The 14,021-nt window shown below is 66.2% G+C and carries 11 protein-coding genes; 7 read left to right on the top strand and 4 right to left on the bottom strand.

Annotation, left to right across the window (positions count from 1 at the left end; genetic code table 11):
• The first annotated feature begins 26 nt into the window (after window positions 1-26).
• Complete coding sequence (iolG, locus tag LC062_RS04000; RefSeq protein WP_224909704.1) at window positions 27-1,025, top strand: inositol 2-dehydrogenase; 999 nt, start codon at window positions 27-29, stop codon at window positions 1,023-1,025.
• A 30-nt stretch (window positions 1,026-1,055) separates the two neighbouring features.
• Here iolG and LC062_RS04005 read toward each other — a convergent pair whose 3' ends face one another.
• Window positions 1,056-1,916: a MurR/RpiR family transcriptional regulator gene (locus LC062_RS04005; protein ID WP_224909705.1), complete on the bottom strand. Its 861-nt coding sequence runs from the start codon at window positions 1,914-1,916 to the stop codon at window positions 1,056-1,058.
• Between the two features lie 297 nt (window positions 1,917-2,213).
• Here LC062_RS04005 and LC062_RS04010 point away from each other — a divergent pair, with 297 nt between their 5' ends.
• The 3 genes from LC062_RS04010 to LC062_RS04020 all read left to right on the top strand — a co-directional run bounded on the left by LC062_RS04010 (window position 2,214) and on the right by LC062_RS04020 (window position 5,258).
• Window positions 2,214-3,167 carry a sugar ABC transporter substrate-binding protein gene (locus LC062_RS04010; RefSeq protein WP_224909706.1) on the top strand — a complete coding sequence of 318 codons (954 nt, stop codon included), beginning with the start codon at window positions 2,214-2,216 and terminating at the stop codon, window positions 3,165-3,167.
• A gap of 158 nt (window positions 3,168-3,325) precedes the next feature.
• Window positions 3,326-4,447 (top strand): ABC transporter permease, encoded by a 1,122-nt coding sequence (locus LC062_RS04015; RefSeq protein ID WP_224909707.1) that lies wholly within the window; start codon window positions 3,326-3,328, stop codon window positions 4,445-4,447.
• 4 nt (window positions 4,448-4,451) lie between these two features.
• The gene (locus LC062_RS04020) at window positions 4,452-5,258 is read left to right on the top strand and encodes an ATP-binding cassette domain-containing protein (RefSeq protein WP_224909708.1); all 807 of its coding nucleotides are present in this window, start codon (window positions 4,452-4,454) and stop codon (window positions 5,256-5,258) included.
• A gap of 66 nt (window positions 5,259-5,324) precedes the next feature.
• Here the strand turns inward: LC062_RS04020 and LC062_RS04025 are convergent, their stop codons facing one another.
• Window positions 5,325-6,872 (bottom strand): alkaline phosphatase family protein, encoded by a 1,548-nt coding sequence (locus LC062_RS04025; protein WP_224909709.1) that lies wholly within the window; start codon window positions 6,870-6,872, stop codon window positions 5,325-5,327.
• A gap of 202 nt (window positions 6,873-7,074) precedes the next feature.
• Here LC062_RS04025 and LC062_RS04030 point away from each other — a divergent pair, with 202 nt between their 5' ends.
• Window positions 7,075-7,992 (top strand): pirin family protein, encoded by a 918-nt coding sequence (locus LC062_RS04030; protein WP_224909710.1) that lies wholly within the window; start codon window positions 7,075-7,077, stop codon window positions 7,990-7,992.
• Here the strand turns inward: LC062_RS04030 and LC062_RS04035 are convergent.
• A complete protein-coding gene (locus tag LC062_RS04035) occupies window positions 7,976-8,824 on the bottom strand; it encodes a DUF6030 family protein (RefSeq protein WP_224909711.1) in 849 nt (282 codons plus the stop codon). The genes LC062_RS04030 and LC062_RS04035 overlap by 17 nt on opposite strands.
• A 182-nt stretch (window positions 8,825-9,006) precedes the next feature.
• On the opposite strand from LC062_RS04035, the gene LC062_RS04040 reads away from it, so the two are divergent.
• Both LC062_RS04040 and LC062_RS04045 read left to right on the top strand, forming a co-directional pair.
• Window positions 9,007-10,278, top strand: coding sequence for an acetylornithine deacetylase/succinyl-diaminopimelate desuccinylase family protein (locus LC062_RS04040; protein WP_224909800.1), 1,272 nt, complete (start codon window positions 9,007-9,009; stop codon window positions 10,276-10,278).
• Between the two features lie 35 nt (window positions 10,279-10,313).
• On the top strand, window positions 10,314-11,816 hold the full coding sequence (locus LC062_RS04045) for an ABC transporter substrate-binding protein (RefSeq protein ID WP_404829669.1): 1,503 nt from the start codon (window positions 10,314-10,316) through the stop codon (window positions 11,814-11,816).
• Between the two features lie 141 nt (window positions 11,817-11,957).
• Here the strand turns inward: LC062_RS04045 and ilvD are convergent, their stop codons facing one another.
• Window positions 11,958-13,802, bottom strand: a complete 1,845-nt coding sequence (gene ilvD / locus LC062_RS04050) for a dihydroxy-acid dehydratase (protein WP_224909712.1) — start codon at window positions 13,800-13,802, stop codon at window positions 11,958-11,960.
• Between the last annotated feature and the right edge of the window lie 219 nt (window positions 13,803-14,021).

Raw genomic sequence — 14,021 nt, forward strand, 5'->3', positions numbered from 1 at the left:
AAACATTCTTTCGCGAGGTCCAACCCGTGCTTTCCATCGCCGTAATTGGGGCCGGCCGCATCGGCCAGATCCATGCCAGCAACCTTGCCGCGCGCGCCAGCGAACGCGGCGATCTGAAGATCTTCGGCATCGCCGACGCGGTGGACGCGGCAGCAACCGCGCTGGCGGCCCGTGTCGGTGCGCCGGTGGTCACCGCCGAAGCGGCGCTGGCCTCGCCGGATTGCAACGCGGTGCTGATCGCCTCGCCCACCGACACCCATGCGGATCTGATCGAACAGGCGGCCCGGGCCGGCAAGGCGGTCTTCTGCGAAAAGCCGGTGGACCTGTCGGCGGAGCGCATCCGCGCGGTGATGACCGTCGTCGAGGACAGCGGCGTGCCGCTGTTCATCGGCTTCAACCGCCGCTTCGACCCGAATTTCGCAAGCCTGAAGGCGCGGATCGACGCGGGCCAGGTGGGCGATGTGGAACTGGTGACGATCCTGTCGCGCGATCCGACCCCGCCGCCGGTCTCCTACATCGAACGGTCCGGCGGGCTGTTCCGCGACATGATGATCCATGATTTCGACATGGCCCGCTTCCTGCTCGGCGAAGAGCCGGTCGAGGTGCACGCGGTCGGCTCCAGCCTGGTCGACCCGGCAATCGGCGCGGCCGGCGACGTGGACACCGCCGCCGTCTTGCTGCGCACCGCGAGCGGCAAGATCGCCCAGATCTCCAACTCGCGGCGGGCGACCTACGGCTACGACCAGCGGGTCGAGGTGCATGGCGCCAAGGGCTTGCTGCGCGCCGGCAACATCCACGAGACCAGCGTGGAACTGGCGACCGGCGGCGGCTTCACCGCCGATCCGGTACAGCCGTTCTTCCTGGAGCGCTACGCCGCCGCCTACCGGCTGGAACTGGACGCCTTCCTTTCCTGCGCGCGCGGCGAGAAGGCCCCGTCTCCCGATGGCGAGGACGGCCTCAAGGCCCAGCTTCTGGCCGATGCGTCGACCACGGCCGCACAAAGCGGACAGCCGGTGCGGCTCTAGACTTCAGATGCAAATGCGGCTCCGCGCGCCTCAGGCGCGCGCGGGGCCTTTCTCCTCCGCCTCCGCCCGGCGGATTTCAGCAGCCGCCACGCAGAGCGCCATCGCCAGGCACAAGGTGCCGGACAGCGAGCGGAAGGCGCCAAGATCCGCCTCGATCACCTCCACCACCACCTTTGCCGACTGGATCAGCGGCGAAAACGGCGAATCCGTCAGAGCCAGCACCGGAACCCCGCGCGCGGCGGCGGCATTGGCCACATCCACGGTCAGGGAGGTATAGGGGGTGAAGCTGACGGCGATCAGCAGATCCTCCGGTCCGGCGGCCTCCGCCTGTTCCGGCCCGAGCCCGGCGACATTGTCGATCAGCACGGTGGGCGAACCGAGCTTGGCCAGCGCATAGGCCATATAGGAACAGACTGGAAAGGCACGCCGCTGGCCGAGCAGGTAGATCGCCCGCGCCCCGGCGATCAGCCGCGCCGCCTCGTCCATCCGCGCCGGCTCGATGGTGTCACGCAGGCGGATCAGCGAGGTCACCGCCGTGTCGACGAAATCGCCGAACAGGGCATGCGCCCCCTGACTGTCGGCGCTGCGCCGGCGCAGCACCTCCAGCCGCTCGTCATAGTCGGGCCAGCGATCGCGCAGGCGGGCGCGGAACACATCCTGAAGCTCCGAAAACCCCTGATAGCCGAGCGACTGGGCAAAGCGCACCAGCGTCGAAGGCTGCACCCCGGCCTGTTCGGCAATCGCCGCCACGGTGCCGAAGGTCACGTCATCCGGCCGGTCGACGGCAAAGGCCGCCACCTGCGCCAGCCGCTTGGGCATGTCCGGGCGCCGCTCGATCAGAAGCGCGCGCAAGGTATCGAAGTCTCTCGGTGTTCCGTCAGTCTCGTTCATTCCCGTTCCCGTCCCAACACCACCCGAGCCCCTGGCGTCATCGCCCGGAGCCCTTACCGGTCATGGATTTCAGCTTGACACTCCCGCCGCAGAAATGGAATAAAAATTCCACATGATGATTTTTAGAATGCATCATTCCGACCTTTGGGTCGAATGTGTCGCCGCGCTTGCGCCATGGCTGTCATACACAGCCGGCCGGGGAAGAAAAACCCGCAAGACCGGGTCCGGGGCGGCGCAGGATGGGAAGGTGAAAAGTCATTGTCATCCCCATTCCAGGGGACATCGGGAGGAAACCGCATGAAACGTTTGTTCGCCCCCTTTCTGACCGCCGCGGCGGTTGTCGGCCTGACCGCAGCCGCGCCGCAGGCGCCGGCGATGGCCGCCGAGGACATCAACATCATCGTCGTCAGCCATGGTCAGGCGTCCGATCCGTTCTGGTCGGTGGTCAAGAACGGCGTGGCCCAGGCCGCCAAGGACATGAGCATTACGGTCGACTACCGGGCGCCGGAAACCTTCGACATGGTGGCCATGGCCCAGTTGATCGACGCCGCCGTCAATCAGGAGCCGGACGGGCTGATCGTCTCGATCCCCGATGGCGACGCGCTCGGCGATTCCATCCGCAAGGCCGTGTCCGCCGGCATTCCGGTGATCTCGATGAACTCCGGCAGCCAGGTTTCCGCCTCGCTCGGCGCGCTGCTGCATGTCGGCCAGGAAGAGTATGACGCGGGCAAGAAGGCCGGTGCGGCACTCGCCTCCATGGGCGGCAAGAAGGGCCTTTGCGTCAACCATGAGGTCGGCAACCTCGCTCTCGACCAGCGCTGCCAGGGCTTTGCCGATGGCTTCGGCGGCTCCGTCACCGTGCTGCCGACCACCAACGATCCGGCGGAAATCCTGTCCAAGGTGAAGGCCTCGCTTGCCTCCGATGGCGACATCGACACGATCATGGCGCTTGGTGCCTCGCTCGCCGGCGAGCCGGTGGTGCAGGCGGTCAAGGACAGCGGCATGAGCGGCAGCGTGAAGGTCGCGACCTTCGACATGTCGGCCAACTTCCTGCAGTCGCTCGTGGACGGCGATGCGACCTTCGCCATCGACCAACAGCAGTATCTGCAGGGCTACCTGCCGGTGGTGTTCCTGGCCAACAACGCCCGCTTCGGCCTGATGCCGGGCGGCAATGTGCCCTCCGGCCCGAACCTTGTGACCAAGGACAAGGCCGCGCAGGTGGTCGATCTGTCCGCCAAGGGCATCCGCTAAGACGCCCCCCGGGGGAAGGCTCGCGCTTTCCCCCGCTTCGCATCGCCGATCCGGCGAACAGCCGGACCGGCCGCGCTTCTTCGGAAGCTGCGGGCCATGGTCCCGCGCCCATTCCCTGACGATCCGCTTTCTGGCGAACCAAGAACCGAGGCCCGCAGATGAGCGATGGCAATCTCGCCGCATCCGCTCCGGATGCCCCCGACGAGCGACTGATCCGCACCACGGCGATGACGCGGCTGCTGCGCCGGCCCGAGCTTGGCGCCCTGGCCGGCCTGGTGCTTGTCACCTGCTTCTTCCTGATCGTCGCCAACCCGGCGATGTTCACCCTTGCCGGCATCATGAATTTCATGGCCCCAGCGGCCCAGCTCGGCATTCTCGCCATTGGCGCCGCGCTCCTGATGGTCGGCGGCGAGTTCGACCTGTCGGTCGGCTCGATGGTCGCCTTCGCCGGCCTCGCCTTCGGCACCGTTCTCGTCACCTGGGACATGCCGCTTGTCGTCGCCATCGCCGCGACCCTGGCCTTTGCCGCCGGCATCGGCGCGCTCAACGGCCAGATCGTGCTACGCACCGGCCTGCCCTCCTTCATCGTCACCCTCGCCTTCCTGTTCATCCTGCGCGGCCTGACGCTGGTCGGCCTGAAATGGGCCACCGGCGGCGCCACCCAGTTGCGCGGCATCAAGGAAGCGGCCGGCGACAGCCTGATGCTGACCTTCTTCTCCGGCGATGCCTTCGAGGGGCTGTTCGCCTGGTTCGCCGCCAATGGCTGGATCGACACGTTCAAGAACGGTACGCCGAAGGTCACCGGCGTGCCGGTGGAAATCCTCTGGTTCGTCGGCATTGCCCTCTTCGCCACCTGGGTGCTGCTGCGCACCAAGTTCGGCAACTGGATCTTCGCCGCCGGCGGTGATGCCAACGCGGCGCGCAATTCCGGCGTGCCGGTGCGGCGGGTCAAGACCATCCTGTTCATGGGCACCGCCGTCTGCGCCGCGCTGGTGGCCATCCTCACCGTTCTGGATGCGGGCTCCACCGATGCGCGCCGGGGCTTCCAGAAGGAATTCGAGGCGATCATCGCCGCGGTGATCGGCGGCTGCCTTTTGACCGGCGGCTATGGCTCGGCCATCGGCGCCTTTTTCGGCGCCATCATCTTCGGCATGGTGCTGATCGGCCTGACCTACACCAGCATCGACCAGGACTGGTATCTGGTGTTCCTCGGCGGCATGCTGCTGCTGGCGGTGCTGTTCAACAACTTCATCCGCAAGCGGGCGACGGGGGAGCGCTGAGGCCATGACCGAGACCCAGACAACCAGCGAAACCGGCACACCGCTCATCGAGGTGCGCGACATCGTCAAGCACTTCGGCTCTGTCATCGCTCTTGGCGGCGTGTCGATGAAGGTGCATTCCGGCGAAGTGCTGTGCCTGCTCGGCGACAATGGCGCCGGCAAGTCGACCCTGATCAAGACCCTGTCCGGCGTGCACGCGCCCACCGGCGGCAGCTTCCTGGTCGATGGCAAGCCGGTGTCCTTCGGCAGCCCGCGCGAGGCGCTCGATGCGGGCATCGCCACGGTCTACCAGGATCTGGCGATGATCCCGCTGATGTCGATCACCCGCAATTTCTTCATGGGTCGCGAGCCGCTGAAGGGCGTGGGGCCGTTCAAATACATGGACATGGCCCATGCGGATCAGGTGACCCGCGACGAGATGCACCGCATCGGCATCGACGTGCGCGATCCGCAACAGGCGGTCGGCACCCTGTCCGGCGGCGAACGGCAATGCGTCGCCATCGCCCGGGCGGTCTATTTCGGCGCCAAGGTGCTGATCCTAGACGAACCCACCTCGGCGCTCGGCGTGGCCCAGACCTCGATGGTGCTGAAATACATCAACCAGGTGCGGGCCAAGGGGCTCGGGGTGATCTTCATCACCCACAACGTGCGCCACGCCTATGCGGTCGGCAACCGGTTCACGGTGCTGAACCGGGGCAAGACGCTCGGCACCCACGGCAAGGACGAGATCACCATCGACGCATTGCAGAACCTGATGGCCGGCGGCAAGGAGCTGCAGGATCTCGGCGCCGAACTGGGCGGCACGATCTGACGAACGGTTCCGGACTGGCACGGCTTGCGCGTTTTCACGAAACGTCAAGCCGCGCCAGAGCCTGCGTCAGCTCTGATCCGCCCGCGCGTCCACCGGCCCCTCCTCGGTGAGCTCGATGCCGGTCAGCCGCTTGTCGAGATGGCGCGCGCGCCAGGCCAGCATCTTTTCCGCATAGTGCAGCCGCACCGAGGCATAGGCCGGATCGTCGGCCACATTGCGGGTCTCATTCGGGTCATCGGCCAGATCGAACAAGAGCGGCGGCAACCCGCTGAAATGCACGTATTTGACATCCGCATCGCGGATCACCGCCATGCCGCTGGCGTCGATCGGCAGGCCCAGCGCGGCCTCCGCTGCGCCGGACGCGACCTCGCGGAAATCGTATTCCCAATGCACCGCATCGCGCCAGTCGGCCGGTGTCTCGCCGTCGAGGAACGCGGTCAGCGGCCGGCCGTCGATCCAGCCCGGATAGCCGGCGCCAATCGCCTCCAGCACCGTCGGCATGACATCGACGGATTCGGTGAAGGCCTCCACCACCCGTCCATGCCCGGCCTCCTTACGCGGATCGCGCACCACCAGCGGAATGTGGAAGCTCTGGTCGTAAAAGCCGAGCTTGGAGAACAGTTGATGGTCGCCCATCATCTCGCCGTGGTCGGAGGTCAGCACCACCAAAGTGTTGTCCCAGACCCCTTGCGCCTTCAGCCCCTCGATCATCCGGCCGATCTGGGCGTCCACCTCCGAGACCATGCCCCAATAGGTCGCCCGGATCCGCCGCCGGGTCGCCTCGTCCCAGTCGCGGGTCTTGCCTTCCGCGCCCCAGATGAAATCGGCCTTGTCCTGCTTGTCGATGGAATAGGCGAGGAACGGATGTACCGCCGCCGCCTCGTCCGGGCTGGCCGCACCGCGAAACGCCGGTCCTTCCGCCGGATCGTACATGGAGGCATAGGGCTCAGGCACAATGAAGGGCGGATGCGGGCGGATGAAACTGACATGGGCGAACCAGGGCCGGGCGGTGGCCGCAGGCGAGGCCTCGACCTCGCCGAGCCAGCGCAGGAATTCTCCGACAAGAAACGCGGTCTCGGTCTCCTCCGCGCCATAATGCGGCGGTTTGCCGGAAGGCGGATCGGCCGGCGCGCCATCCGGCAGCCAGACATCCTGGCGGCGTTCCGGCAGCTTGCGCCCGCCCTTCTCCAGCCAGGAAAGCCAGGGGCCGTGATCCTCCGGCACCCGCACCCGCACGCTCATGCCCGGCAGGATGCCCTCATAGGTGCGCAGCCACGGATCGTCCCCCGACACGGTGCGCGGATCGACCGACTGGTCCGTATAACCGAACAGGGTCGGGTCATAGCCGGCGCGCCGGGCGGCCAGCGCGATGGTGTCGTGACGGGCATCGAGCGGCGTGCCATTGCGCACCACCCGATTGGTCATCTGGTAAAGGCCGGTGTAGAGGCAGGCCCGGGCGGGCGAACAGGGCGCGGCCTGGCAGAAGTGGTTCTTGAAATAGACCGCCTGACGCGCCAGCGCGTCGATGTTCGGCGTCTTCACATGCGGATGACCGGCAGCCCCGAGACAGTCGCCGCGCCACTGGTCGGCGGTGATCAGAAGAACATTGAGCATGAAGGTGGAAACTCTCTTCAGGAACGCCCGCCGCAGCGGAAGGAACAAACGAAACCCTCGACCGTCCGCCGCCGGGTGGATTGTCCGCCGACCGAAGACAGTCTGTCGCCGGATGCTTGTCTTCTCGCGGCGCGCGCCCGCATTATGTTTGGATCAGGTGCAAATTGCGAGACGCCAAACCGCTCTCATGGGGAGAAAAACCATGACCTGGATGCCCGATCTTGACCCGCAGCCGGGCGATGCCGGCGCCTGCGACCTGATTGATACGATCATCGTGCCGCGTGCGCGCGACCTTGGCGGGTTCGAGGTGCGCCGTGCCCTGCCCTCGCCGAAGCGGCAGATGATCGGGCCGTTCATCTTCTTCGACCAGATGGGACCGGCGGAATTCCTGGAGACCGGCGGCATCGACGTGCGCCCGCATCCGCATATCGGCCTGGCCACCGTCACCTATCTGTTCGACGGCGAGATCCACCACCGCGACAGCCTCGGCTCGGACCTGCCGATCCGGCCGGGCGACCTCAACTGGATGAGTGCCGGCAAAGGCATCGTCCATTCCGAGCGGGAGGATCCTGCGCGGCGCAAGACCCGGCGCAGGATCTTCGGCATCCAGAGCTGGGTCGCGCTGCCCAGCCACGCGGAGGAAACCGCGCCAACCTTCGAGCATGTGGGCCGCGCGGACCTGCCGTTCTTGAGCGACAACGGCGCCAGCGTGCGGGTCATTGCCGGGGAGCTTTACGGCGCGCGCTCGCCGGTGAAGACCGCCTCGGAGACCATCTACGCCGATATTTCGCTGGAGGCCGGACGCAGCATCCCCATCGATGCCACCCATGAAGAGCGGGCGCTCTACACGGTGGAGGGCGAGGTGGAGATTTCCGGCGAACGGTTCGGCGCCGGCCAACTTCTCGTCTTCAAGCCCGGTGATGCGATTACCGTGACCGCTGCCGCCGGTCCGGCGCGGTTCCTCCTGCTTGGCGGCGAACCGATGGATGGGCCCCGGCATATCTGGTGGAACTTCGTTTCCTCCTCGAAAGAGCGGATCGACCAGGCGAAGGAGGACTGGAAGCAACGCCGCTTCGACACGGTGCCGGGCGACGAGACGGAGTTCATTCCGCTTCCGTAACCGGAGCCTCCGGAGAGGGCACGGCGAAGGGCGCGACCTGCGGACGCGGGCCGCGCTGACGCCGATCCGGCTTCCAGGCAAACGGCGCGAACAGCTCCGCCGGCGCCAGAAGGTCGACAGTCGGGAAGTCGAGGATCACATTGAGACGCCGCACGTTCGCCGCATCATCGATCAGGCGCGGATCCTCCGGCAGCACCTTGATATCCACCCCATGTTCGACAAGCCGCAAGGGGTGGCCGCGCTCCACCGCCTGTCGCAGCGCCGCCGGCAGCGGCCAGCCGTAGCGCGCGCCCACCGCTTCCAAGACGCGCAGCAGCGCCGCCCGCGCCAGGGACGCGGAGCGTGGGTTGTCGCCGTTCAGCTTGATCCGCACGCTGCCGAGCACCGCCTTGTCCAGCCCACGCAGGTTGACGAACAGGGAGGAGCTGCGCCCATCGGCTCCGGGCGCGCCGATGGCGACAAGATCGCTGGCGCAATACCAGGCGCCGGGCACGAGCGGATCCGGCCGCCAGTCCGACATCGGCACGCCAAGCCCGGTCAGCTCCGTGCACAAAGCCTCCGGCTTGCCCATGAACATCCGCTTGAACGTCGCCGGCCGGTCCAGTTCCGGGCGGGTCAGCCGCTGCCGGTCGGTCTCCGGCAGGTTTGCCAGCGGATCGGCGCCCACTGGCGCTTCAACGGAGGGCTGGATCACCGTTGGCCCGCGCCGTGCCTCGCCGCGCATCCAGACGGCGGTGACAAGCGCGGCCACCGCCAGCGCCCCGGCGGCAATGCCCGTTACCCAAGCGCCTCCGACCCTGCTCCGTGGTGCATTTCCGGCATCCTCGCTCATGCGGGCACGCGCCTGCACTGCACCGCCTGCCGCAGCGCGAACAAGGGCCTGAGAGCATGGGCACGACAACAGATAGCCGCCCGCGAAAACCCTTCGCGGTTCTGCTGGAAAGCGTGCGGTTGCTGGTGCACCATGGGTTGCCGATCACCTCGCATCGGCCATTCATAGCACCGGGGGGCGACATGCTGGAGGCGCTTTTTCAGCGCATTGAGGACAAGCGGGCGGATCTTGTCGCGCTGACCCAGGCGTTGATCCGCATTCCCACCGTCAATCCGCCGGGGGAAGCCTATACCCCTTGCGCCGAACTGATCGGCACCCGGCTGGCCCGGCGCGGCTTTTCGGTCAGCTACCTGCGCGGCGAGGACACGCCCGGCGACAGCGCCCGCTACCCGCGCACCAATGTGGTGGCCCGGTATGCGGGGCGCGCGCCCGGTCCTTGCGTCCACTTCAACTCGCATATCGACGTGGTCGAGGCCGGGCATGGCTGGACCGTCGATCCCTTTGCCGGCATCGTTCGTGATGGCAAGGTGTATGGGCGCGGCGCCTGCGACATGAAGGGTGGGCTCGCCGCTTCGATCATCGCCGTGGAAGCCCTGATCGAGGCGATGCCCGACTTTCCCGGCGCCATCGAGATATCCGGCACGGTGGATGAGGAATCCGGCGGCTTCGGCGGTGTCGCCTATCTGGCCAGCAAGGGACTGTTCTCGCCGCCGCGGGTCGACCATGTGATCATTCCCGAACCGCTCAACAAGGATCGCATCTGCCTTGGCCATCGCGGCGTCTGGTGGGCGGAAATCGAAACCCGGGGCTCCATCGCCCATGGCTCCATGCCCTTTCTCGGCGACTGCGCGGTGCGTCACATGGGGGCCGTGCTGAACCGGTTCGAAACCGAGCTCTACCCCAAGCTGGCGGCAAAGCACACGGACATGCCGGTGGTGCCGGAAGGCGCGCGCTCCTCGACCATGAACATCAACAGTGTGCATGGCGGCCAGCCGGAAGGGTTCGAGGGCCTGCCCTCCCCTTGCGTGCCCGACAGTTGCCGGATGGTGATCGACCGGCGCTACCTGATCGAGGAACAACTGGCCGATGTGAAGGCCGAGGTGGTCTCGATCCTCGACGATCTGACCCGGACCCGCGACAATTTCGATTATTCGATCCGCGACCTGATGGAAGTGATCCCGACCATGACCGACCGGGAAGCACCGGTGGTCCGGGCTGTGGCCTCCGGTATCCGCGACGTGTTGGCCAAGACCCCGGACTATGTGATCTCGCCGGGCACCTACGATCAGAAACACATTGCCCGGATCGGCCATTTGCATGATTGCATTGCCTATGGCCCGGGCATTCTCGACATGGCCCACAGGCCGGATGAATTCGTCGGCATCGACGATATGGTGGACAGCGCCAAGGTGATGGCGCAGGCAAGCCTGGCACTCTTGACCGGCCGGATCTGACGGGCCGGATGGATCTTCAACGGGAGGTGATTGCAATGATGGTGACTTTCAGCCGGCGGGCCGTGATGCTCGCGGGACTGGCGCTTGGTGCCGCCACAGCGGTTCTGCCCGGCGCGGTACAGGCGGCGCGCACGGACCTGACCCTTGGCATCAGGCTGGAGCCACCGCATCTCGACCCGACCGCCGGCGCGGCGGCGGCCATCGACGAGATCACCTATGCCAATATCTTCGAGGGGCTGACGCGGATCGACGCGCAAGGCGCGGTCCAGCCCTGGCTTGCGAAAAGCTGGGAGATTTCCGAAGACGGCAAGACCTACACCTTCTCCTTGCGCGAGGGCGTCCGATTCCATGACGGCACCACGTTCGATGCGGAGGACGCGAAATTCTCGCTCGACCGCGCCCGGGGGGCGGACAGCACCAATGCGCAAAAGCCGCTGTTTTCCGGCATCGAGAGCGTCGAGGTGGTCGACCCTCTGACCCTCAAGGTCACCTTGAGCCAGCCGAACGGCGCCTTCCTGTTCAACCTTGGCTGGGGCGATGCGGCGATGGTCGCGCCGGAAAGCGCGGCCGGCAACAAGGCCAAGCCCGTCGGCACCGGTCCCTTCACCTTCAGCCAGTGGGTGCAGGGCGACCGCATCGTGCTGGCCAAGAACCCGGAGTACTGGGGCGAGCCGGTGCGGCTCGACAAGGCCACCTTCAAGATCATCGCCGACCCGGCCGCCGCGCTGGCGGCGCTTCTCGCCGGTGACGTGGACGGGTTCCCGATCTTCCAGGCGCTGGAAAACCTGCCGATGCTGGAGGCCGATCCGCGCTTTACCGTCGATATCGGATCGACCGAAGGCGAGACCATTCTGGCCATGAACAACAAGGCCGGGCCGCTGGCGGATGTGCGCGTGCGCCGGGCGATCTCCCACGCGATTGACCGGCAGGCGATCATTGATGGCGCCATGTTCGGGGTCGGCACGCCGATCGGCACCCACTTCGCCCCGCATCACCCGGCCTATCAGGATCTTGTCGGCACCTATCCGCTCGACCTTGGCGCGGCCCGCGCCCTGCTGGCGGAGGCGGGTTATCCCGACGGCTTCAAGGCGACGCTGAAGCTGCCGCCGCCCGCCTATGCCCGCCGTGGCGGCGAGTTGATCGCCTCGGACCTGAAGAAGATCGGCATCGAGCTGGAAATCGTGCCGCTGGAATGGGCGCAGTGGCTGAGCGACGTGTTCAAGGGCAAGAACTACGACATGACCATCGTCTCCCATACCGAGCCGATGGACATCGGCATCTATGGCCGGGACGACTACTATTTCCAGTACGACAGCCCGGAGTTCAAGAAGGTGATGGCCGAGCTTGAGGCGGCGACCGACACCGACACCCGCTACAAGCTGATGGCCGAGGCGCAGCGGCGCATCACCGAGGATGCGGTGAATGTCTACCTGTTCCAGCTCGCCAAGGCCGGGGTGTGGAATGCCAAGCTGAAGGGCATGTGGCAGAACGCCCCGATCCAGGCGAACGACCTCACCGGCGTCTACTGGGAAGACTAATTCGGATCCGAAAGCGTTCGCGAAACGGCCGCGACACAACGAAAAACCCCGCCCGTGCAACCGGCACGAGCGGGGTTTTGCTTGTCAAGACAGGACGATCAGCCCCTGCGACGATGTCCCGTCGCAGGATATGACGCCCGCTCAGTCGACCTTGCGCACCGCGCCTTCGGCGGCAGAGGTGGTCAGCATGGCATAGGCCTTCAACGCCGTGCTGATCTTGCGGCTGCGCTTTTCCTGCGGCTTCCAGGCGTCCTCGCCCCTGGCCTCCATCGCGGCGCGGCGTGTGGCAAGCTCGGCGTCGGAGACGGCCAGATGGATGGTCCGGTTGGGGATGTCGATTTCCAGCGTGTCGCCTTCCTCGGCCAGCGCGATCAGCCCGCCTTCCGCCGCTTCCGGCGAGACGTGGCCGATGGACAGCCCCGAGCTGCCGCCGGAGAAGCGGCCATCGGTGACCAGCGCGCAGGCCGCGCCGAGCCCCTTCGACTTCAGATAGCTGGTCGGATAGAGCATCTCCTGCATGCCCGGTCCGCCGCGCGGCCCCTCGTAGCGGATCAGCACCACCTCGCCGGCAACGATCTTGCCGGTGAGAATAGCGCTCACCGCGGAATCCTGGCTCTCGAAGATCCGCACCTGGCCGGTGAACTTCAGGATCGTCTCATCGACGCCCGCCGTCTTCACGATGCAGCCATCCTCGGCAATGTTGCCATAGAGAACGGCAAGGCCGCCGTCCTGCGAGAAGGCGTGGTCGCGGGTGCGAATGACGCCCGCTTCCCGGTCATCGTCGACGCTGTCGTAGCGGCAGTCCTGCGAGAAGGCGACCTGGCTGGGCACGCCCGCCGGTCCGGCCTTGTAGAACGAACGCACCGTCTCGCTGGACGTACGCTTGATATCCCACTGATTCAGCGCGTCTTCCAGCGACGGGGCGTGCACGGTCGGCAGCGAGGTGTCGAGCAGCCCGGCCCGGTCCAGCTCACCGAGAATGCCCATGATGCCACCGGCCCGGTGCACGTCTTCCATGTGCACATTGGCGACGGACGGGGCCACCTTGCACAGCACCGGCACCTTGCGCGACAGCTTGTCGATGTCGGACATGGTGAAGTCGATCTCGCCTTCACGGGCGGCGGCCAAGAGATGCAGCACCGTGTTGGTCGAGCCGCCCATGGCGATGTCGAGGGACATGGCGTTGTGGAAGGCCGCACGACTGGCGATGGAGCGCGGCAGCACGCTGGCATCGTCCTGCTCGTAGTAGCGTCGGGCGATGTCGACGATCAGATGCCCGGCCTCGACGAACAGGCGGCGGCGGTCCGCATGAGTCGCCAGCGTCGAGCCGTTGCCCGGCAGCGCCAGCCCGAGTGCCTCGGTCAGGCAGTTCATCGAGTTGGCGGTGAACATGCCCGAACAGGAGCCGCAGGTCGGACAGGCCGAGCGCTCAATGGCCTGCACATCCGCATCGGACATGCTGTCATCGGCCGCCGCGACCATGGCATCGATCAGGTCGAGCGCCTTTTCGGTGCCGTCCGCCAGCTTGACCTTGCCCGCTTCCATCGGCCCGCCGGAGACGAACACCACCGGGATGTTCAGCCGCAGCGCCGCCATCAGCATGCCTGGGGTGATCTTGTCGCAATTGGAAATGCAGACCATGGCATCGGCGCAATGGGCGTTGACCATGTATTCGATGCTGTCGGCGATGATCTCGCGCGAGGGCAGCGAATAGAGCATGCCGTCATGGCCCATGGCGATGCCATCATCGACCGCGATGGTGTTGAACTCCTTGGCGACACCGCCGGCGGCCTCGACCTCACGGGCGACCAGCTGGCCAAGGTCCTTCAGATGCACATGGCCCGGAACGAACTGGGTAAAGGAATTGGCGATGGCGATGATCGGCTTGCCGAAATCCCCATCCTTCATGCCGGTGGCGCGCCAAAGGCCGCGCGCGCCCGCCATGTTACGTCCATGTGTACTCGTTCTAGACCGGTAAGTCGGCATGTTCGCCCCAATGCGTTCGTATGACGAATGGATGTCGACAGATGGGGTACGAAATCATGCCCCAAGACGCAAGGAAATTGCGGGAAGATGAGCTCTGCGTTGCACGCAAAGCTCAGACCTACCCTGCCGCGCATTGACCCCAAACCTGCCCGTTTTCCGATCCCGGCACCTTGCAAGGGGCGCCGGGATCGGGCGCGCGGTATCGCGGGACGGCAATAC

It is taken from the genome of Stappia indica (genome assembly GCF_020177335.1).
Taxonomy (GTDB): domain Bacteria; phylum Pseudomonadota; class Alphaproteobacteria; order Rhizobiales; family Stappiaceae; genus Stappia; species Stappia indica_B.

Coding starts and splice junctions, on each gene's coding strand:
- LC062_RS04040 (WP_224909800.1), top strand. CDS start 9,007: ATGCTGGAGGCGCTTTTTCAGCGCATTGAGGACAAGCGGGCGGATCTT.
- LC062_RS04020 (WP_224909708.1), top strand. CDS start 4,452: ATGACCGAGACCCAGACAACCAGCGAAACCGGCACACCGCTCATCGAG.
- LC062_RS04030 (WP_224909710.1), top strand. CDS start 7,075: ATGACCTGGATGCCCGATCTTGACCCGCAGCCGGGCGATGCCGGCGCC.
- LC062_RS04035 (WP_224909711.1), bottom strand. CDS start 8,824: ATGAGCGAGGATGCCGGAAATGCACCACGGAGCAGGGTCGGAGGCGCT.
- LC062_RS04005 (WP_224909705.1), bottom strand. CDS start 1,916: ATGAACGAGACTGACGGAACACCGAGAGACTTCGATACCTTGCGCGCG.
- ilvD (WP_224909712.1), bottom strand. CDS start 13,802: ATGCCGACTTACCGGTCTAGAACGAGTACACATGGACGTAACATGGCG.
- LC062_RS04025 (WP_224909709.1), bottom strand. CDS start 6,872: ATGCTCAATGTTCTTCTGATCACCGCCGACCAGTGGCGCGGCGACTGT.
- LC062_RS04045 (WP_404829669.1), top strand. CDS start 10,314: ATGATGGTGACTTTCAGCCGGCGGGCCGTGATGCTCGCGGGACTGGCG.
- LC062_RS04015 (WP_224909707.1), top strand. CDS start 3,326: ATGAGCGATGGCAATCTCGCCGCATCCGCTCCGGATGCCCCCGACGAG.
- LC062_RS04010 (WP_224909706.1), top strand. CDS start 2,214: ATGAAACGTTTGTTCGCCCCCTTTCTGACCGCCGCGGCGGTTGTCGGC.